This is a genomic window from Pseudomonas sp. 2024-210, assembly GCF_045062345.1.
Classification (GTDB): Bacteria; Pseudomonadota; Gammaproteobacteria; order Pseudomonadales; family Pseudomonadaceae; genus Aquipseudomonas.
The window spans coordinates 22,561-40,218 of the sequence record NZ_JBJGEJ010000010.1 but is presented as its reverse complement, the minus strand read 5'-3'; the positions used below and the strand labels follow the sequence as shown (position 1 = coordinate 40,218).

At 54.3% G+C, this 17,658-nt stretch carries 27 protein-coding genes; 1 reads left to right on the top strand and 26 read right to left on the bottom strand.

What is annotated here, in order from left to right:
* Nucleotides 1–5: 5 nt before the first annotated feature.
* Entirely contained in the window at nucleotides 6–1,397 is a 1,392-nt protein-coding gene (locus tag ACI7MX_RS15155; protein ID WP_405589846.1) for an MFS transporter, read from the bottom strand.
* Nucleotides 1,398–1,594: 197 nt separating this feature from the next.
* On the opposite strand from ACI7MX_RS15155, the gene uvrA reads away from it, so the two are divergent.
* Nucleotides 1,595–4,429, top strand: coding sequence for an excinuclease ABC subunit UvrA (gene uvrA, locus ACI7MX_RS15150; protein ID WP_405589843.1), 2,835 nt, complete (start codon nucleotides 1,595–1,597; stop codon nucleotides 4,427–4,429).
* 65 nt (nucleotides 4,430–4,494) lie between these two features.
* Here the strand turns inward: uvrA and bfr are convergent, their stop codons facing one another.
* From bfr to rpsS, 25 genes are all read right to left on the bottom strand, one after another.
* A complete protein-coding gene (gene bfr / locus ACI7MX_RS15145; RefSeq protein ID WP_106116893.1) occupies nucleotides 4,495–4,959 on the bottom strand; it encodes a bacterioferritin in 465 nt (154 codons plus the stop codon).
* A gap of 155 nt (nucleotides 4,960–5,114) precedes the next feature.
* Complete coding sequence (locus tag ACI7MX_RS15140) at nucleotides 5,115–6,563, bottom strand: catalase (RefSeq protein ID WP_314490366.1); 1,449 nt, start codon at nucleotides 6,561–6,563, stop codon at nucleotides 5,115–5,117.
* Between the two features lie 175 nt (nucleotides 6,564–6,738).
* Nucleotides 6,739–7,125 carry a 50S ribosomal protein L17 gene (gene rplQ, locus ACI7MX_RS15135; RefSeq protein ID WP_016779185.1) on the bottom strand — a complete coding sequence of 129 codons (387 nt, stop codon included), beginning with the start codon at nucleotides 7,123–7,125 and terminating at the stop codon, nucleotides 6,739–6,741.
* A 42-nt stretch (nucleotides 7,126–7,167) separates the two neighbouring features.
* The gene (locus ACI7MX_RS15130) at nucleotides 7,168–8,169 is read right to left on the bottom strand and encodes a DNA-directed RNA polymerase subunit alpha (RefSeq protein ID WP_003176403.1); all 1,002 of its coding nucleotides are present in this window, start codon (nucleotides 8,167–8,169) and stop codon (nucleotides 7,168–7,170) included.
* 22 nt (nucleotides 8,170–8,191) lie between these two features.
* Nucleotides 8,192–8,812, bottom strand: a complete 621-nt coding sequence (gene rpsD / locus ACI7MX_RS15125; protein ID WP_003444359.1) for a 30S ribosomal protein S4 — start codon at nucleotides 8,810–8,812, stop codon at nucleotides 8,192–8,194.
* Between the two features lie 18 nt (nucleotides 8,813–8,830).
* A complete protein-coding gene (gene rpsK, locus ACI7MX_RS15120; RefSeq protein WP_007924177.1) occupies nucleotides 8,831–9,220 on the bottom strand; it encodes a 30S ribosomal protein S11 in 390 nt (129 codons plus the stop codon).
* Between the two features lie 30 nt (nucleotides 9,221–9,250).
* Nucleotides 9,251–9,607 carry a 30S ribosomal protein S13 gene (rpsM, locus tag ACI7MX_RS15115; protein ID WP_016779184.1) on the bottom strand — a complete coding sequence of 119 codons (357 nt, stop codon included), beginning with the start codon at nucleotides 9,605–9,607 and terminating at the stop codon, nucleotides 9,251–9,253.
* Between the two features lie 129 nt (nucleotides 9,608–9,736).
* Nucleotides 9,737–9,853, bottom strand: coding sequence for a 50S ribosomal protein L36 (gene rpmJ, locus ACI7MX_RS15110; protein ID WP_002555468.1), 117 nt, complete (start codon nucleotides 9,851–9,853; stop codon nucleotides 9,737–9,739).
* Nucleotides 9,854–9,881: 28 nt separating this feature from the next.
* Nucleotides 9,882–11,210: a preprotein translocase subunit SecY gene (gene secY, locus ACI7MX_RS15105; RefSeq protein WP_003444361.1), complete on the bottom strand. Its 1,329-nt coding sequence runs from the start codon at nucleotides 11,208–11,210 to the stop codon at nucleotides 9,882–9,884.
* Nucleotides 11,211–11,648 carry a 50S ribosomal protein L15 gene (gene rplO, locus ACI7MX_RS15100; RefSeq protein WP_003444362.1) on the bottom strand — a complete coding sequence of 146 codons (438 nt, stop codon included), beginning with the start codon at nucleotides 11,646–11,648 and terminating at the stop codon, nucleotides 11,211–11,213. It abuts the gene before it with no gap.
* Nucleotides 11,649–11,651: 3 nt separating this feature from the next.
* Nucleotides 11,652–11,828: a 50S ribosomal protein L30 gene (rpmD, locus tag ACI7MX_RS15095; protein ID WP_003444363.1), complete on the bottom strand. Its 177-nt coding sequence runs from the start codon at nucleotides 11,826–11,828 to the stop codon at nucleotides 11,652–11,654.
* A 2-nt stretch (nucleotides 11,829–11,830) separates the two neighbouring features.
* Nucleotides 11,831–12,331, bottom strand: a complete 501-nt coding sequence (gene rpsE, locus ACI7MX_RS15090; RefSeq protein WP_003186035.1) for a 30S ribosomal protein S5 — start codon at nucleotides 12,329–12,331, stop codon at nucleotides 11,831–11,833.
* Between the two features lie 3 nt (nucleotides 12,332–12,334).
* On the bottom strand, nucleotides 12,335–12,685 hold the full coding sequence (gene rplR / locus ACI7MX_RS15085; protein ID WP_003444364.1) for a 50S ribosomal protein L18: 351 nt from the start codon (nucleotides 12,683–12,685) through the stop codon (nucleotides 12,335–12,337).
* Between the two features lie 10 nt (nucleotides 12,686–12,695).
* On the bottom strand, nucleotides 12,696–13,229 hold the full coding sequence (gene rplF, locus ACI7MX_RS15080; RefSeq protein ID WP_016779180.1) for a 50S ribosomal protein L6: 534 nt from the start codon (nucleotides 13,227–13,229) through the stop codon (nucleotides 12,696–12,698).
* A 12-nt stretch (nucleotides 13,230–13,241) separates the two neighbouring features.
* On the bottom strand, nucleotides 13,242–13,634 hold the full coding sequence (gene rpsH, locus ACI7MX_RS15075; RefSeq protein ID WP_122782089.1) for a 30S ribosomal protein S8: 393 nt from the start codon (nucleotides 13,632–13,634) through the stop codon (nucleotides 13,242–13,244).
* A 211-nt stretch (nucleotides 13,635–13,845) separates the two neighbouring features.
* On the bottom strand, nucleotides 13,846–14,151 hold the full coding sequence (gene rpsN, locus ACI7MX_RS15070; protein WP_019409906.1) for a 30S ribosomal protein S14: 306 nt from the start codon (nucleotides 14,149–14,151) through the stop codon (nucleotides 13,846–13,848).
* Between the two features lie 13 nt (nucleotides 14,152–14,164).
* Nucleotides 14,165–14,704, bottom strand: a complete 540-nt coding sequence (gene rplE / locus ACI7MX_RS15065) for a 50S ribosomal protein L5 (RefSeq protein WP_003444368.1) — start codon at nucleotides 14,702–14,704, stop codon at nucleotides 14,165–14,167.
* Between the two features lie 22 nt (nucleotides 14,705–14,726).
* Nucleotides 14,727–15,041 (bottom strand): 50S ribosomal protein L24, encoded by a 315-nt coding sequence (gene rplX / locus ACI7MX_RS15060; protein WP_003444369.1) that lies wholly within the window; start codon nucleotides 15,039–15,041, stop codon nucleotides 14,727–14,729.
* A gap of 11 nt (nucleotides 15,042–15,052) precedes the next feature.
* The gene (rplN, locus tag ACI7MX_RS15055; RefSeq protein ID WP_002555479.1) at nucleotides 15,053–15,421 is read right to left on the bottom strand and encodes a 50S ribosomal protein L14; all 369 of its coding nucleotides are present in this window, start codon (nucleotides 15,419–15,421) and stop codon (nucleotides 15,053–15,055) included.
* 23 nt (nucleotides 15,422–15,444) lie between these two features.
* Entirely contained in the window at nucleotides 15,445–15,711 is a 267-nt protein-coding gene (gene rpsQ / locus ACI7MX_RS15050; protein WP_003176419.1) for a 30S ribosomal protein S17, read from the bottom strand.
* 2 nt (nucleotides 15,712–15,713) lie between these two features.
* Nucleotides 15,714–15,905 (bottom strand): 50S ribosomal protein L29, encoded by a 192-nt coding sequence (gene rpmC / locus ACI7MX_RS15045; protein ID WP_003444371.1) that lies wholly within the window; start codon nucleotides 15,903–15,905, stop codon nucleotides 15,714–15,716.
* Nucleotides 15,905–16,318 carry a 50S ribosomal protein L16 gene (gene rplP, locus ACI7MX_RS15040; protein WP_003444372.1) on the bottom strand — a complete coding sequence of 138 codons (414 nt, stop codon included), beginning with the start codon at nucleotides 16,316–16,318 and terminating at the stop codon, nucleotides 15,905–15,907. Before rplP ends, rpmC begins: the two co-directional genes overlap by 1 nt.
* Before the next feature lie 12 nt (nucleotides 16,319–16,330).
* A complete protein-coding gene (gene rpsC, locus ACI7MX_RS15035) occupies nucleotides 16,331–17,017 on the bottom strand; it encodes a 30S ribosomal protein S3 (protein ID WP_003176422.1) in 687 nt (228 codons plus the stop codon).
* A gap of 13 nt (nucleotides 17,018–17,030) precedes the next feature.
* Entirely contained in the window at nucleotides 17,031–17,363 is a 333-nt protein-coding gene (gene rplV / locus ACI7MX_RS15030) for a 50S ribosomal protein L22 (RefSeq protein ID WP_003444373.1), read from the bottom strand.
* Nucleotides 17,364–17,376: 13 nt separating this feature from the next.
* Nucleotides 17,377–17,652, bottom strand: coding sequence for a 30S ribosomal protein S19 (rpsS, locus tag ACI7MX_RS15025; protein WP_003232420.1), 276 nt, complete (start codon nucleotides 17,650–17,652; stop codon nucleotides 17,377–17,379).
* Nucleotides 17,653–17,658 lie beyond the last annotated feature (6 nt).

Genomic DNA, 17,658 nt, shown 5'->3' with positions numbered 1-17,658 from the left:
TTCTCCTAGGCTTCGCACGTCGGCGCTGGGTTAACCAACTGCTCGAGTGTCGCGCGATCCAATAGTTCGGTGTCCAATTTGATATAAATCGCAGCCTCTTCGGCCACGACCACTGCATCAGTAACGCCCGTAACAGCCATTAAACGCTCAGCCAGACCTGCTTCGCGCAACGCTTCAGGTGACAACGGCAAGCGCAGGCTTGTTACATAAGGTGGTTCGCGCATGGTAACAGCAAAGGCCAGCCAGAGTGCAGCCAGACCTGCCCCTCCCAGGAACACAACCGACAGACCGCCATGCTGGAACAGCCAGCCGCCGAGTATGCCGCCTAATGCCGAACCGAGGAATTGGCTGGTGGAGTAAACCCCCATCGCCGTGCCCTTGCCGCCCGCCGGTGACACTTTGCTGATCAGCGAAGGCAATGAAGCCTCCAACAGATTGAACGCGGTAAAAAACACCACGGTGCCAATCACCAACGTTCGCAAGCTGTCACCGAACTGCCAAAAGAATAGCTCAGTGAGCATCAACGTACCCACGGCGCCGAGCAAAACTCGTTTCATTTTGCGTTTCTTTTCGCCGTAGATGATGAACGGGATCATGGCGAAGAAAGAAATCAGCAACGCGGTCAGGTACACCCACCAGTGTTGTTCTTTAGGCAGGCCGGCCTTTTCAACCAGCGCCAGCGGTAAAGCAATAAAGCTGGACATCAACATGGCATGTAACACAAAGATGCCCAGGTCCAGTCGCAGCAGGTCGGGGTGGCGCAGCGTTGGCAGCAACGCATGCTTGGCCACGCCGGATTCGCGATGCTGCAAGGTACCGGTTGAGCGCGGCACCATGAACATGACGATCACGATACCCACCAGCGCCATCGCAGCGGTAGCCAGAAACAGGCCGGACAAACCAAAAGCGCTGGTCAACAAAGGCCCTACGACCATTGCAACAGCAAACGATAAACCAATGGTCATACCAATCATGGCCATGGCTTTAGTGCGATGCTGTTCGCGGGTCAGGTCAGATAGCAGGGCCATCACTGCCGCAGAGATCGCACCCGCTCCCTGCAGGACTCGACCAGCGATCACACCCCAGATCGAGTCAGAGTTAGCTGCCAGCACACTGCCGAGAGCGAAGACGATCAGACCCAGATAGATCACGGGCCGTCGACCGATACGGTCGGAAATGACACCGAAAGGAATCTGAAAAAGTGCCTGAGTCAGGCCATAAGCGCCAATGGCCAAGCCAATCAGGGCAGGCGTCGCACCGGCGAGCTCCATCCCGTAGGTCGCCAACACCGGCAATACCATAAACATGCCAAGCATACGGAAGGCGAACACAAGGGCCAGACCGCTTGCTGCCCGGGTCTCGCCGCTGCTCATGCGTTCGCTGTGGGGATCGTGCATGGAAAAACCTCATGTGAACCGGCGGCGATTCTACCAGTCCCATCGTGTAACAGCACACACACGAAAGAGGCGCGACGCTTTGTCACGTAAAAGTTATAAATGGCCTTTAATGACATCGTGCCATTAAGGGCCTGCACACTTTTCGCACAGAACCGTATACTCATTCGTTTACGTAATGCTCGCCAAGCGAGGCCGCAGTGGACAAGATCCTGATACGTGGGGCACGAACCCACAACCTGAAGAACATCGACCTGACCCTGCCAAGGGACAAACTGATCGTCATCACCGGACTGTCTGGCTCCGGCAAATCATCCCTGGCGTTTGATACGTTGTACGCCGAAGGCCAGCGCCGTTATGTCGAGTCACTGTCGGCCTATGCGCGGCAGTTCCTGTCGATGATGGAAAAGCCTGACGTCGATACGATAGAAGGTCTGTCACCGGCGATTTCCATCGAACAGAAATCGACATCGCATAACCCGCGGTCCACGGTCGGCACCATCACCGAAATTTACGATTACCTGCGCCTGCTCTATGCCCGCGTCGGTATCCCGCGCTGCCCGGACCACGATATTCCATTGGAAGCCCAGACTGTCAGCCAAATGGTTGACCTGGTCCTGGCACAGCCTGAAGGCAGCAAACTGATGCTGCTGGCGCCTGTCATTCGCGAGCGCAAGGGCGAGCACCTTTCGGTATTTGAAGAACTGCGCGCGCAGGGTTTTGTGCGGGCACGAGTGAATGGCAAGCTCTGCGAGCTGGATGAGCTGCCAAAACTCGACAAACAGAAGAAGCACACCATTGATGTGGTGGTTGACCGCTTTAAAGTGCGTGCCGACCTGCAACAGCGCTTGGCCGAGTCGTTCGAGACCGCCCTGAAGCTGGCCGACGGCATTGCTCTGGTGGCACCTATGGATGATGAGCCGGGCGAAGAGATGATCTTCTCTGCGCGCTTCGCCTGCCCTATCTGTGGCCACGCGATCAGTGAGCTGGAGCCTAAGCTGTTTTCGTTCAACAACCCTGCGGGTGCCTGCCCAACCTGTGACGGCTTGGGGGTGAAGCAGTTTTTCGATATCAAGCGACTGGTCAATGGCGAGTTGACGCTTGCAGAGGGCGCGATACGCGGCTGGGATCGAAGAAACGTTTATTACTTCCAGATGCTCGGTGCGCTGGCCAAGCATTACAACTTCAGCCTGGAAGTGCCATTTGGTGAGTTGCCTGCCGACAAGCAAAAAGTCATTTTGTATGGCAGTGGCACTCAGAATGTGGATTTCCGCTATCTGAACGATCGCGGCGATATCGTGAAACGTGCACACCCTTTTGAAGGCATCGTGCCGAACCTTGAGCGCCGTTATCGTGAGACCGAGTCGGCCACTGTGCGCGAAGAGCTGGCGAAGTTTTTAAGTACTCAGTCATGCCCTGATTGCCGTGGTACCCGTTTACGCCGTGAGTCCCGGCACGTATGGGTAGGCGAGAAAACACTGCCTGCCGTGACCAGCATGCCAATTGGCGATGCAACCGAGTACTTCAGCACGCTGAGCCTGACCGGACGACGCGGTGAAATCGCGGACAAAATCCTTAAGGAGATCCGTGAACGTCTCCAGTTCCTTGTGAATGTGGGCCTCGATTACCTGTCGCTGGATCGCAGCGCCGATACGTTGTCCGGCGGCGAAGCGCAGCGTATTCGCCTGGCCAGTCAGATCGGCGCGGGCCTGGTCGGCGTGTTGTACATTCTCGACGAGCCCTCGATTGGCCTGCATCAGCGCGACAATGATCGCTTGCTGGGCACGCTCAAACATCTGCGCGACATCGGTAATACCGTGATTGTGGTTGAGCACGATGAAGACGCTATCCGCCTGGCGGACTACGTGGTCGACATTGGCCCAGGCGCCGGCGTACATGGCGGCCATATCGTTGCCCAAGGCACGCCAGCAGAAGTGATGGCGCACCCTGACTCGCTGACAGGCAAGTATTTGTCTGGCCGTGTGAAAATCGCCGTGCCAGCCAAACGCACACCGCGCAACAAAAAGCTGACGTTGTCACTCAAAGGCGCGCGCGGCAACAACTTGCGCAATGTGGATCTTGAAATTCCGATTGGCTTGCTGACCTGTGTCACCGGCGTGTCGGGGTCGGGCAAATCTACGCTGATCAACAACACGCTTTACCCGCTAAGCGCCACCGCCCTAAACGGCGCAACTACGCTAGAAGCGGCTGCACACGACAGCATTAAAGGTCTGGAGCATCTGGACAAGGTTGTCGACATTGATCAAAGCCCTATTGGTCGTACACCCCGCTCCAACCCGGCGACGTATACCGGCCTGTTTACCCCGATTCGTGAATTGTTTTCAGGCGTGCCTGAGTCTCGGTCGCGGGGCTACGGCCCAGGGCGTTTCTCCTTCAATGTGAAGGGCGGGCGTTGCGAAGCATGTCAGGGTGATGGCTTGATCAAGGTCGAAATGCACTTTCTGCCGGACATCTATGTGCCTTGTGATGTGTGCAAGAGCAAACGCTACAACCGCGAAACCCTGGAAATAAAATACAAGGGCAAGAGCATCCACGAAGTGCTCGAGATGACGATCGAAGAAGCCCGCGTGTTCTTCGACGCTGTACCTGCGCTCGCTCGCAAGCTTCAAACGCTGATGGACGTAGGCTTGTCGTATATCAAGCTGGGGCAATCCGCCACGACGTTGTCAGGCGGTGAGGCGCAGCGGGTCAAGCTGTCTCGAGAACTGTCCAAGCGTGATACCGGCAAGACGTTGTACATCCTCGATGAGCCTACAACCGGTCTGCACTTTGCCGACATTCAACAGTTGCTGGATGTGCTGCATCGTTTGCGAGATCACGGCAATACAGTAGTCGTGATCGAGCACAATCTGGACGTGATCAAAACGGCTGACTGGTTGGTGGATCTTGGGCCGGAAGGCGGCTCCAAGGGTGGTCAGATCATTGCGACGGGTACGCCTGAAGAGGTTGCCGAGATGAAGCAGTCGCATACGGGTTTCTACCTGAAGCCATTGCTGATTCGCGACAAGCCTTAAATTGACCCACGAAAAAGCCCCTGTCACCGAAAGATGGCAGGGGCTTTTTTTTGAGACTTAACCGATCAGAACTGCGACTGGAGGTAGTTCTGCAAACCAATCGATTTGATCAGGCCCAGCTGCTTTTCGAGCCAGTAGGTATGGTCTTCTTCCGTATCTGCCAGCTGAATACGCAGCATGTCTCGGCTGACGTAGTCTTTGTGCAGCTCACATAACGCAATGCCTTTACAGAGTGCAGCGCGCACCTTGTACTCAAGGCGCAAGTCAGCGGCGAACATCTCTGGCACGGTAGTGCCCACGTCCAAGTCATCGGGGCGCATGCGCGGCGTACCTTCGAGCATCAGAATCCGGCGCATCAACGCATCAGCGTGTTGTGCCTCCTCTTCCATTTCGTGGTTGATACGCTCGTAAAGCTTGGTGAAGCCCCAATCCTCGTACATACGGGAATGGACAAAGTATTGGTCACGTGCAGCCAGCTCACCGGTGAGCAACGTGTTGAGGTAATCGATTACGTCCGGGTGCCCTTGCATCGCCGCACATCTCCCTGCTTGAAAGTCTGTAGTTTGAACCAAGCCGACCAAGAGGTCACGGATCAATCGCAATAAAACATCGAATCTGCAGAGAAAACGAGCCTAAATAACGCAAAAACCGCCCAATTGAGGGCGGTTCTGCTTCTCACTTAGAGTTAGTTCCCTGTTACGCCCAGCGCCTTTGCAATGCCTTCACCATAGGCTTGGTCAGCCTTGTAAAAATGCTCCAACTGACGCTCTACGACGTCGCTCGATACATTGGCCATGGTGCCTGCAATGTTGTTGATCAACAGCGTCTGCTGTTCTTCACTCATTAAACGAAACAGTGCACCGGCATAGCTGTAGTAGTCCGTGTCGACACGGTGGTCGTAACGATCGGCTGCACCGCTCAACGCCAGTGGCGGCTCTGCAAATTGAGGAGCCTGCTTGGGCGCATCGGCGTAGCTGTTAGGCTCATAGTTCGGTGCAGCGCCGCCGTTGTTACCGTAGGCCATCGAACCATCGCGCTGATAAGTGTGCACAGGTACCCGTGGCGCGTTGACCGGCAGGTGCTGATGGTTAGTGCCCACACGGTAGCGATGCGCATCCGCATAAGCGAACACGCGCCCTTGGAGCATGCGGTCAGGTGACAGCCCCACGCCGGGAATCATATTGCTTGGGCCGAATGCCGCTTGCTCTACTTCAGCAAAATAGTTCAACGGATTTCGGTTCAGCTCCAACTCGCCTATCTCGATCAGCGGAAAGTCTTTTTGCGACCAGGTTTTAGTGACATCGAACGGGTTGTCATGATGGGACGCCGCTTGCGCTTCGGTCATGACTTGCATGCACACACGCCATTTAGGGAAATCACCGCGCTCAATCGCCTCAAACAGGTCGCGCTGGGCATAGTCGGGATCGGTACCTGCCAGACGTGCAGCTTCAGCGGGCGGCAGGTTTTTGATGCCTTGTTTGGTCTTGTAGTGCCATTTCACCCAATGCCGTTCACCTGCCGCATTGATCAGGCTGTAAGTGTGACTACCGAAACCGTGCATGTGGCGGTAACCGTCAGGAATCCCGCGATCAGAAAACAGGATCGTGACTTGGTGCAGCGACTCCGGAGAGTGCGACCAAAAGTCCCACATCATTTGCGCACTTTTCAGGTTGCTTTGCGGCAGTCGTTTTTGGGTGTGGATAAAGTCAGGAAATTTAAGCGGGTCACGGATGAAAAACACCGGGGTGTTGTTACCCACAATGTCCCAGTTCCCTTCTTCGGTGTAAAACTTGATCGCAAAACCACGCGGGTCTCGCTCGGTGTCAGCGGAGCCGCGCTCACCCCCTACGGTCGAAAATCGCATAAAGGTAGGCGTCTGCTTGCCAACCGTATCAAACAGCTTGGCACTGCTGTACTGCGCAATGTCACGAGTAAGGGTGAAGGTGCCATGAGCCCCTGAACCTTTTGCGTGGACGCGACGCTCGGGAATATTTTCGCGGTTAAAGTGCGCGAGTTTCTCAATTAGATGAAAGTCATCGAGCAAAAGCGGGCCACGAGGCCCAGCCGAACGGGAATTCTGGTTGTCAGCAACAGGGGCGCCACTGGCGGTCGTAAGCGTTTTGGTCTGGCTCATGCTAATCCTTCCTCAGTCTTGATGCTGCCGGCTAATCGGCTGACGACGAGTATTGATCATGATCCCCACAGGGGCCAATGCATTGATCCGAGCAAACCAATAGGAAATAACAATCGTCAAATCACGCGCACAAAAAACCGGGCACTAGGCCCGGTTCTCTGTAGAGACTGACGTCTTACTCAGCGGATACAGCTTCACCGCCAACTGGACGATCAACCAACTCGACGTACGCCATAGGCGCGTTGTCGCCAGCGCGGAAACCGCACTTGAGGATGCGCAGGTAGCCACCCTCACGAGTTGCATAACGCTTGCCCAGATCGTTGAACAGCTTACCAACCATAGCTTTCGAACGAGTACGGTCGAAAGCCAGACGGCGGTTAGCAACAGAATCAATCTTGGCCAGAGTAATCAGCGGCTCAGCAACGCGACGCAATTCTTTGGCTTTCGGCAGAGTCGTTTTGATCAGCTCGTGCTCGAACAACGACACTGCCATGTTTTGAAACATAGCCTTGCGGTGCGAGCTAGTGCGGCTCAGGTGACGACCACTTTTACGATGACGCATGGTTCATTCCTTACCAAACACAACGTTCGGTGATTACGACGATCAGGCAGTCGCCTTGTCGTCCTTCTTAAGACTTGCAGGCGGCCAGTTGTCGAGGCGCATGCCGAGGGACAGACCACGGGAGGCCAGAACGTCCTTGATTTCAGTCAAGGATTTCTTGCCCAGGTTCGGAGTCTTCAACAGTTCTACTTCGGTGCGCTGAATCAGGTCACCGATGTAGTAAATGTTCTCCGCCTTAAGGCAGTTGGCCGAACGCACGGTCAGTTCCAGATCGTCAACCGGACGAAGCAGGATCGGATCGATCTCGTCTTCCTGTTCGATAACCACTGGCTCGCTGTCACCTTTGAGGTCGACGAATGCAGCCAACTGCTGTTGCAGGATGGTTGCAGCACGACGAATTGCCTCTTCAGGATCCAGGGTACCGTTGGTCTCCAGATCAATAACCAGCTTGTCCAGGTTAGTACGCTGCTCTACACGGGCGTTTTCCACCACGTATGCGATACGGCGAACCGGGCTGAACGAAGAGTCAAGCTGCAAGCGACCAATGCTGCGGCTTTCATCTTCATCGCTCTGACGCGAGTCTGCTGGTTCATAACCACGACCACGAGCTACGGTGAGCTTCATGTTCAAGGCGCCGTTAGACGCCAGGTTGGCGATTACGTGATCGGGATTAACGATCTCGACATCATGATCCAGCTGAATATCGGCAGCGGTAACCACCCCCGAACCCTTCTTCGACAAGGTCAGCGTAACTTCGTCACGGCCGTGCAGCTTGATAGCCAGACCTTTAAGGTTCAACAGGATTTCAATTACGTCTTCCTGTACACCTTCGATGGCGCTGTACTCGTGGAGCACACCATCAATCTCGGCCTCGACTACTGCACAGCCTGGCATTGAGGACAACAGGATGCGTCGCAGCGCGTTGCCCAGGGTGTGGCCAAAACCACGCTCGAGAGGCTCGAGAGTGATTTTAGCGCGGGTTGGACTGACAACTTGCACATCAATATGGCGAGGTGTCAGGAACTCATTTACCGAAATCTGCATGGATGCACCTATTTTCTAGCCCTTACTTGGAGTAGAGCTCGACAATCAGGCTTTCGTTGATGTCGGCGGACAGATCACTGCGAGCAGGAACGTTCTTGAAAACGCCCGACTTCTTCTCAGTGTCTACTTCTACCCATTCTACGCGGCCACGTTGGGCACACAGATCGAGAGCTTGAACAATGCGAAGCTGGTTCTTTGCTTTCTCGCGGATAGCGACCACGTCACCAGCACGAACCTGGTAGGACGGAACGTTTACGGTTTGACCGTTAACGCTGATCGACTTGTGCGATACCAACTGACGAGATTCGGCACGAGTAGAACCGAAACCCATACGGTATACGACGTTATCCAGGCGGCATTCGAGCAGTTGCAGCAGGTTTTCACCGGTTGCACCTTTCTTGCCAGCAGCTTGTTTGTAGTAGCCGCTGAACTGACGCTCGAGAACGCCGTAGATACGACGGACCTTCTGCTTTTCACGCAGTTGGGTACCGTAGTCGGATTGGCGACCGCGGCGTTGGCCGTGGATGCCTGGAGCAGCTTCAATATTGCACTTCGATTCGATAGCGCGCACACCACTCTTCAGGAAGAGATCGGTGCCTTCACGACGTGCCAGTTTGCATTTTGGACCAATGTAACGAGCCATTCTTTACAGTCTCCTGGATTACACGCGGCGCTTCTTCGGCGGACGGCACCCGTTGTGCGGGATAGGCGTCACGTCGGTGATGCTGGCGATCTTATAGCCACAGCCGTTCAAAGCACGGACAGCGGACTCACGACCTGGACCTGGGCCCTTAACGTTAACGTCAAGGTTTTTCAGGCCATATTCCAGCGCAGCTTGACCAGCACGCTCAGCAGCTACTTGAGCAGCGAACGGGGTGGACTTGCGAGAACCGCGGAAACCCGAACCACCGGAGGTTGCCCAAGAAAGCGCATTACCCTGACGGTCGGTGATGGTCACGATGGTGTTGTTGAAAGACGCGTGGATGTGGGCGATGCCATCAACCACTGTCTTTTTAATTTTCTTACGAGGACGAGCAGCAGGTTTTGCCATGACTAAATTCCTGTCGATTCGCTGGTGCGATTACTTGCGGATCGGCTTACGCGGACCTTTGCGAGTACGCGCGTTGGTCTTGGTACGCTGACCGCGTACTGGAAGACCACGACGATGGCGCAGACCGCGGTAGCAGCCCAAGTCCATCAAGCGTTTGATTTTCATGTTGACTTCACGACGCAGGTCACCTTCAGTGGTGAACTTCGCCACTTCGCCACGCAGCAACTCAATCTGCTCGTCGCTCAGATCCTTGATCTTAGCGGCTGGGTTTACACCAGCATCCGCACAGATTTTCTGTGAGGTAGTGCGACCAACACCATAGATGTAGGTCAGCGAGATAACAGTGTGCTTGTTATCTGGAATGTTAACGCCTGCAATACGGGCCATTCAGTGGGACTCCAATTGACAGCTACCTACGCCCCGGAAGCCAAGAAATAGGGCGCGAGATAATATCGCTGTAATAACAAATAATCAACCCAGCAGCGCACTAGCTGCTGGGCTTCAAACAGATCACACTCAGCCTTGGCGCTGTTTGTGACGTGGTTCCGCGCTGCAAATTACTCGAACAACACCTTCGCGGCGAATAATCTTGCAGTTACGGCACAGCTTTTTCACCGATGCACGAACTTTCATCACCAACTCCTATCACCTTATGGACACTTCAGCGAAGCATTCCGCTGCCGTAGCCCTTCAGGTTGGCTTTCTTCATCAGGGATTCGTACTGGTGTGAAACGAGGTGCGATTGTACTTGGGACATGAAGTCCATAACAACCACGACAACGATCAGCAACGAGGTCCCGCCAAGGTAGAACGGAACGTTTGCTGCAACCACCAGGAACTGGGGCAACAAGCACACGGCCGTCATATAAAGAGCACCGAACAGAGTCAAACGAGTCAAAACGCCATCAATATAGCGTGCCGACTGCTCACCTGGACGGATACCCGGAATAAAGGCACCGGACTTCTTCAGGTTTTCCGCTACGTCTTTCGGATTGAACATCAACGCCGTATAGAAGAAGCAGAAGAAAATAATCCCTGCACTAAACAGCAGAATATTCAACGGCTGACCAGGAGCGATCGACTGCGAGATGTCCTGCAACCAGCCCATACCTTCAGACTGACCGAACCAGGCACCCAGCGAAGCCGGGAACAGCAAAATGCTGCTCGCAAAAATAGCCGGAATAACACCGGCCATATTCACTTTCAGCGGTAGGTGGCTCGTCTGTGCAGCAAACACCTTACGGCCCTGCTGACGCTTGGCGTAGTGAACAGCAATACGACGCTGGCCACGCTCAATGAACACCACAAAACCGATAATCGCTACTGCCAGCAAACCGATAGCAACCAGAGCGAAGATATTGATATCACCCTGACGCGCAGACTCGAAAGACTGCCCTATTGCTCTCGGAAGACCGGCGACGATACCCGAAAAAATCAACATCGAGATACCGTTGCCAACTCCGCGCTCAGTAATCTGCTCACCCAGCCACATCATGAACATTGCACCTGCCACAAACGTGGTAACTGCAACGAAATGGAAGCCTAGATCACCAGTGAACGCGACGCCCTGCCCTGCCAAACCAATGGACATGCCAATGGCCTGGACAAGAGCGAGAGCGACAGTGAGGTAGCGGGTGTACTGGCTTATCTTGCGACGGCCAGCTTCACCTTCCTTCTTCAACTGCTCCAGCTGTGGGCTGACAGCGGACATAAGCTGCATGATGATCGATGCCGAAATGTACGGCATGATCCCCAGCGCAAAAATACTCATCCGCTCCAGCGCACCGCCGGAAAACATGTTGAACAAGCTAAGTATGGTCCCCTCATTCTGTCGAAACAGGTCCGCCAGCCGGTCCGGATTGATACCTGGAACTGGGATGTGTGCGCCTATTCGGTAGACGATAATCGCCAAGAATAGAAATCGCAGACGAGCCCAGAGCTCGGACAACCCGCCTTTGCTGAGCGCTGAGAGAGCACCTTGCTTAGCCATTTATTCCTCGAACTTGCCGCCAGCTGCTTCGATAGCCGAACGCGCACCTTTGGTGGCGCCGATTCCCTTGCCGATTGTGACAGCGCGAGTAACTTCACCGGACAGCATGATTTTCACACGCAGTACGTTGACGTTGATCACGTTGGCATCTTTCAGGGTCTGCACAGTAACGATGTCGCCTTCCACTTTAGCCAGCTCGGACAAACGCACTTCTGCGCGATCCATGGCTTTCAGGGAAACGAAACCGAACTTAGGCAGACGGCGATGCAGCGGCTGTTGACCGCCTTCAAAGCCTGGAGCAATAGTGCCACCGGAGCGGGAGGACTGACCTTTGTGACCACGGCCACCAGTCTTACCCAAACCACTACCGATACCACGGCCCGGACGATGCTTTTCGCGACGGGAACCCGGCGCTGGACTCAGATCATTGAGTTTCATCGATTAACCCTCTACACGCAGCATGTAGTAAGCCTTGTTGATCATCCCGCGATTCTCGGGAGTATCAAGTACTTCTACAGTGTGACCGATGCGACGCAGACCCAGACCCTTAATGCACAATTTGTGATTAGGGATGCGGCCGGTCATGCTTTTGATCAGCGTTACTTTAACGGTAGCCATGATCAGAAGATCTCCTTAACGCTTTTGCCACGCTTAGCGGCAATAGACTCAGGAGACTGCATAGCTTTCAAACCTTTAAAAGTGGCGTGAACCACGTTTACCGGGTTAGTCGAGCCGTAGCACTTGGCCAGTACGTTCTGAACACCAGCAACTTCGAGGACAGCACGCATAGCGCCGCCAGCGATGATACCGGTACCTTCAGAAGCAGGCTGCATGTAAACCTTGGAAGCGCCGTGGGCGGATTTCATGGCGTACTGCAGAGTGGTGCCGTTCAGGTCCACTTGAATCATGTTGCGGCGAGCAGCTTCCATTGCCTTCTGGATCGCAGCAGGCACTTCACGTGACTTGCCACGGCCGAAGCCAACGCGCCCTTTACCATCACCAACCACGGTCAACGCGGTGAAAGTGAAGATACGGCCGCCTTTAACGGTTTTGGCTACGCGGTTAACTTGAACCAGCTTCTCAATGTAGCCTTCGTCGCGCTTTTGGTCGTTATTTGACATAACTTAGAACTCCAGCCCAGCTTCACGAGCAGCCTCAGCCAGCGCTTTCACGCGGCCGTGGTACTTGAAGCCAGAGCGGTCGAAAGCCACCTGCGAGACGCCAGCGGCTTTTGCACGCGTAGCGACCAGCTGGCCAACCTTTGTGGCCGCGTCGATGTTGCCAGTGGCAGCATCACGCAGTTCTTTGTCCAAAGTCGAGGCGCTTGCCAGGACTTTGCTGCCGTCGGCCGAGATGACCTGGGCGTATATATGCTGAGACGAGCGGAACACGCAGAGACGCACGACTTCGAGTTCGTGCATTTTCAGACGTGCTTTGCGAGCGCGACGCAGTCGAGTAACTTTTTTGTCGGTCATTTGCTATGCCCTACTTCTTCTTGGCTTCTTTACGACGGACGACTTCGTCCGCGTAACGTACACCCTTACCTTTATAAGGCTCTGGTGGACGGAAACCGCGGATCTCAGCGGCCACCTGACCTACCAGTTGCTTATCGATACCCTTGATCAGGATGTCGGTTTGGCTTGGGGTCTCAGCGGTGATGCCTTCCGGCAATTCGTAATCCACTGGGTGCGAGAAGCCAAGAGCCAGGTTCAGCACTGTGCCTTTTGCTTGCGCTTTGTAACCAACACCGACCAGCTGGAGCTTGCGCTCGAAGCCTTGGCTTACGCCTTGGACCATGTTGTTTACCAACGCACGAGTGGTACCAGCCATTGCACGTGTTTGTTGATCGCCATTGCGAGCAGCGAAACGCAGCTCACCAGCTTCTTCAACAATTTCAACGGACGAATGGATGTTCAGTTCTAGAGTGCCCTTGGCACCCTTCACCGAAAGCTGTTGGCCGGCGAATTTTACTTCGACACCAGCTGGCAGCTTAACGGGGTTCTTAGCGACGCGTGACATGCTTATCCCCCCTTAGAACACAGTGCAAAGAACTTCGCCGCCGACACCGGCAGCGCGCGCAGCACGATCCGTCATCACACCTTTGTTGGTGGAGACGATAGACACACCAAGACCGCCACGAACTTTCGGCAGATCATCGGAGGACTTGTACTGACGCAGGCCTGGACGGCTAACGCGCTTAACTTCTTCGATAACCGGACGGCCTTCGAAGTACTTCAGCTCGATAGACAGCAGAGGTTTTGTTTCGCTGCTGATCTGATAATCCGCGATGTAACCTTCGTCTTTAAGAACTTTGGCTACAGCTACCTTCAACGTGGAAGACGGCATGCTTACGACGGACTTTTCAGCCATCTGGGCATTACGGATTCGAGTTAGCATGTCCGCTAACGGGTCCTGCATACTCATGGGCTAGATGCTCCTGATACAAAAAAAATTAGCCTTACGGCTACAACGTTCGCCGAGTACTCAATGCTCAAAAAGCACGGGCTCAGGCGAGCCGGTCATTCTAGACACACGTCAGAAATGAATCAAGCCCCAATAGGGGCTTGATTCATATTCAAGGTCACCGGCTGTCAGGATCTTGAGACCCTGACAGCGATAACTTTGCCTGTGCGCCTTACCAGCTGGCTTTAACCAGACCTGGTACGTCGCCACGCATTGCTGCTTCACGCAATTTGTTACGGCCCAGGCCGAACTTGCGGTAAACACCATGCGGACGGCCAGTCAGGCGGCAGCGGTTACGCATGCGCGCAGCGCTTGCGTCACGTGGCTGCTTCTGCAGAGCAACTTGAGCTTCCCAACGGGCTTCTGGACTTGCGTTCAGATCCACGATGATAGCTTTCAGCTCAGCACGCTTCTTGGCGAACTTGGCAACCGTGAGCTGACGTTTCAGCTCGCGGTTTTTCATGCTCATCTTAGCCATGGTCCTACTCCAATCAGTTGCGGAACGGGAATTTGAAAGCACGCAGCAAGGCGCGACCTTCATCATCTGTCCGAGCAGTGGTGGTCAGGGTAATGTCCAGACCGCGAAGGGCATCGATTTTGTCGTAGTCGATTTCCGGGAAGATGATCTGCTCTTTTACACCCATGCTGTAGTTACCACGACCATCGAAGGACTTGGCATTCAGGCCGCGGAAGTCGCGTACCCGAGGCAGGGAGATCGACAGCAGACGATCCAGGAATTCGTACATACGCTCACGGCGCAGAGTTACCTTAACGCCGATTGGCCAGCCTTCGCGAACTTTAAAGCCTGCGATGGACTTGCGAGCGTAGGTCACTACACATTTTTGACCCGTGATCTTTTCCAAATCAGCTACAGCGTGCTCGATGATTTTCTTATCACCGATCGCTTCGCCCAAACCCATGTTCAGGGTGATTTTGGTAACGCGCGGAACTTCCATCACGTTCGAAAGCTTAAGTTCTTCCTTAAGTTTCGGAGCGATTTCCTTCCGGTAAATCTCTTTTAGTCGTGCCATGGTCTTATCTACCTAGCAGTGTTCAAGCATCAACCGCTTTTTGGGTCGACTTGAAGACACGAATTTTTTTGCCTTCTTCTACTTTGAAACCAACGCGGTCAGCCTTGTTGGTTTCGCCGTTGAAAATGGCTACGTTAGAAGCGTCCAGTGGAGCTTCTTTCTCGACGATACCGCCTTGTACGCCCGACATCGGGTTAGGCTTGGTATGACGCTTAACCAGGTTCAGACCGCCGATAACCAGACGGTTATTAGCGAGAACCTTAAGCACCTTACCGCGCTTACCTTTGTCTTTGCCGGCGATCACGATGATCTCGTCGTCACGACGAATCTTTTGCATGTCGGATCTCCTTACAGCACTTCTGGGGCGAGCGAGACGATCTTCATGAACTTCTCAGTACGAAGTTCACGGGTCACTGGCCCAAAGATACGGGTGCCGATCGGCTCTTGCTTGTTGTTCAGAAGAACAGCAGCGTTGCCATCAAAGCGGATAATGGAGCCATCAGCACGACGTACGCCGTGACGAGTGCGGACTACGACAGCAGTCATCACTTGGCCTTTTTTCACCTTACCGCGAGGAATTGCTTCCTTCACGGTAACTTTGATGATGTCACCGATACCAGCGTAACGACGATGGGAGCCACCCAGCACCTTGATGCACATAACGCGGCGTGCGCCGCTGTTATCGGCCACATCGAGCATGGATTGAGTCTGAATCATATAATTTCTCCGACCCCTAGTCCTTAGACTTCCACAGCGCGTTCGAGAACATCAACCAATGCCCAAGACTTAGTCTTGGCCAACGGACGAGTTTCACGAATAGTGACTTTGTCGCCGATGTGGCACTGATTGGTTTCGTCGTGCGCGTGCAGCTTAGTCGAACGCTTAACGTATTTACCGTAGATCGGGTGCTTAACGCGACGCTCGATCAGAACGGTGATGGTTTTGTCCATCTTGTCGCTGACAACACGGCCAGTCAGCGTACGGACAGTTTTTTCGGCTTCAGCCATGATTACTTACCTGCCTGCTGTTTGAGCACAGTCTTCACGCGAGCGATGTCACGCTTAACTTGCGAGAGCAGATGCGACTGCCCCAACTGGCCAGTTGCTTTCTGCATACGCAGATTGAACTGGTCGCGCAGCAAGCCGAGCAGTTGCTCGTTCAGCTGCTGTGCGGATTTTTCACGAAGTTCATTCGCTTTCATCACATCACCGTCCGTTTAACAAAGGAGGTGGCGAGCGGCAGCTTTGCAGCAGCCAGGGCGAAAGCCTCACGCGCCAGCTCTTCAGTAACACCCTCGATTTCATACAGGACTTTGCCTGGCTGAATCTGGGCAACCCAATATTCCACGTTACCCTTACCTTTACCCATCCGAACTTCGAGTGGCTTTTTGGTTACAGGCTTGTCCGGGAATACACGGATCCAGATCTTGCCGCCACGTTTAACGTGACGGGTCAGTGCACGACGCGCTGACTCGATCTGACGAGCGGTGAGACGACCACGAGCAACAGACTTCAGCGCGTATTCGCCGAAGCTGACTTTGCTACCGCGCAATGCCAAGCCACGGTTGTGGCCAGTCATCTGCTTGCGGAACTTCGTACGCTTAGGTTGTAACATTTGGCGTACCCCTTACTTAGCAGCTTTTTTACGAGGCGCTGGTGCTTGTGGCTTCAGTTCTTCTTGGCGACCACCAATTACTTCGCCTTTGAAGATCCAAACCTTTACACCGATCACACCGTAAGTGGTGTGAGCTTCGTAGTTGGCATAGTCGATGTCGGCACGCAGGGTGTGCAATGGCACACGACCTTCGCGATACCATTCAGTACGTGCGATTTCAGCACCGCCGAGACGACCGCTCACTTGGATTTTGATGCCTTTGGCACCAATGCGCATAGCGTTCTGTACAGCGCGTTTCATCGCGCGACGGAACATTACACGACGCTCCAGCTGCTGAGCTACGCTCTGCGCAACCAGCATACCGTCGAGCTCCGGCTTGCGGATCTCTTCGATATTGATGTGCACAGGCACACCCATTTGCTTGGTCAGGTCCTGACGCAGTTTCTCAACATCTTCACCTTTCTTCCCGATAACGATACCTGGACGAGCGGTGTGGATGGTGATGCGTGCAGTTTGGGCCGGACGATGGATATCGATACGGCTTACGGACGCGCTTTTTAGTTTGTCTTGGAGGTATTCACGCACCTTCAGATCTGCGAACAAGTAGTCCGCATAAGTCCGACCGTCTGCGTACCAGACGGAGGTGTGCTCCTTGACGATTCCCAGGCGAATGCCAATGGGATGTACTTTCTGACCCATCTCTTCGACTCCGTTACTTGTCAGCAACCTTGACAGTGATATGGCAAGACCGCTTGACGATGCGATCAGCGCGGCCTTTGGCACGCGGCATGATTCGCTTCAGCGAACGCCCTTCGTTGACGAAAACGGTGGCGACTTTAAGGTCGTCAACGTCTGCGCCTTCGTTATGCTCGGCGTTGGCTACGGCCGACTCCAGCACTTTCTTGATGATCTCGGCGGCTTTCTTGTTGCTGAAAGCCAACAGGTTGAGCGCTTCGCCCACCTTCTTCCCGCGGATCTGGTCGGCGACCAAGCGGGCTTTCTGGGCGGAGATTCGAGCGCCCGACAACTTAGCGGCTACTTCCATCGTTCCTTACCCCTTAACGCTTGGCTTTCTTGTCTGCCACGTGCCCACGATAAGTGCGGGTACCGGCAAACTCGCCTAGTTTATGGCCAACCATGTCTTCGTTCACGAGAACTGGGACATGAAGACGACCGTTATGCACAGCGATGGTCAGACCGACCATTTGTGGCAGGATCATCGAACGACGCGACCAGGTTTTCACCGGTTTGCGATCGTTCTTTTCCGCCGCCACTTCGATCTTCTTCAGTAGGTGAAGATCAATAAAAGGACCTTTTTTCAGAGAACGTGGCACTGTCGT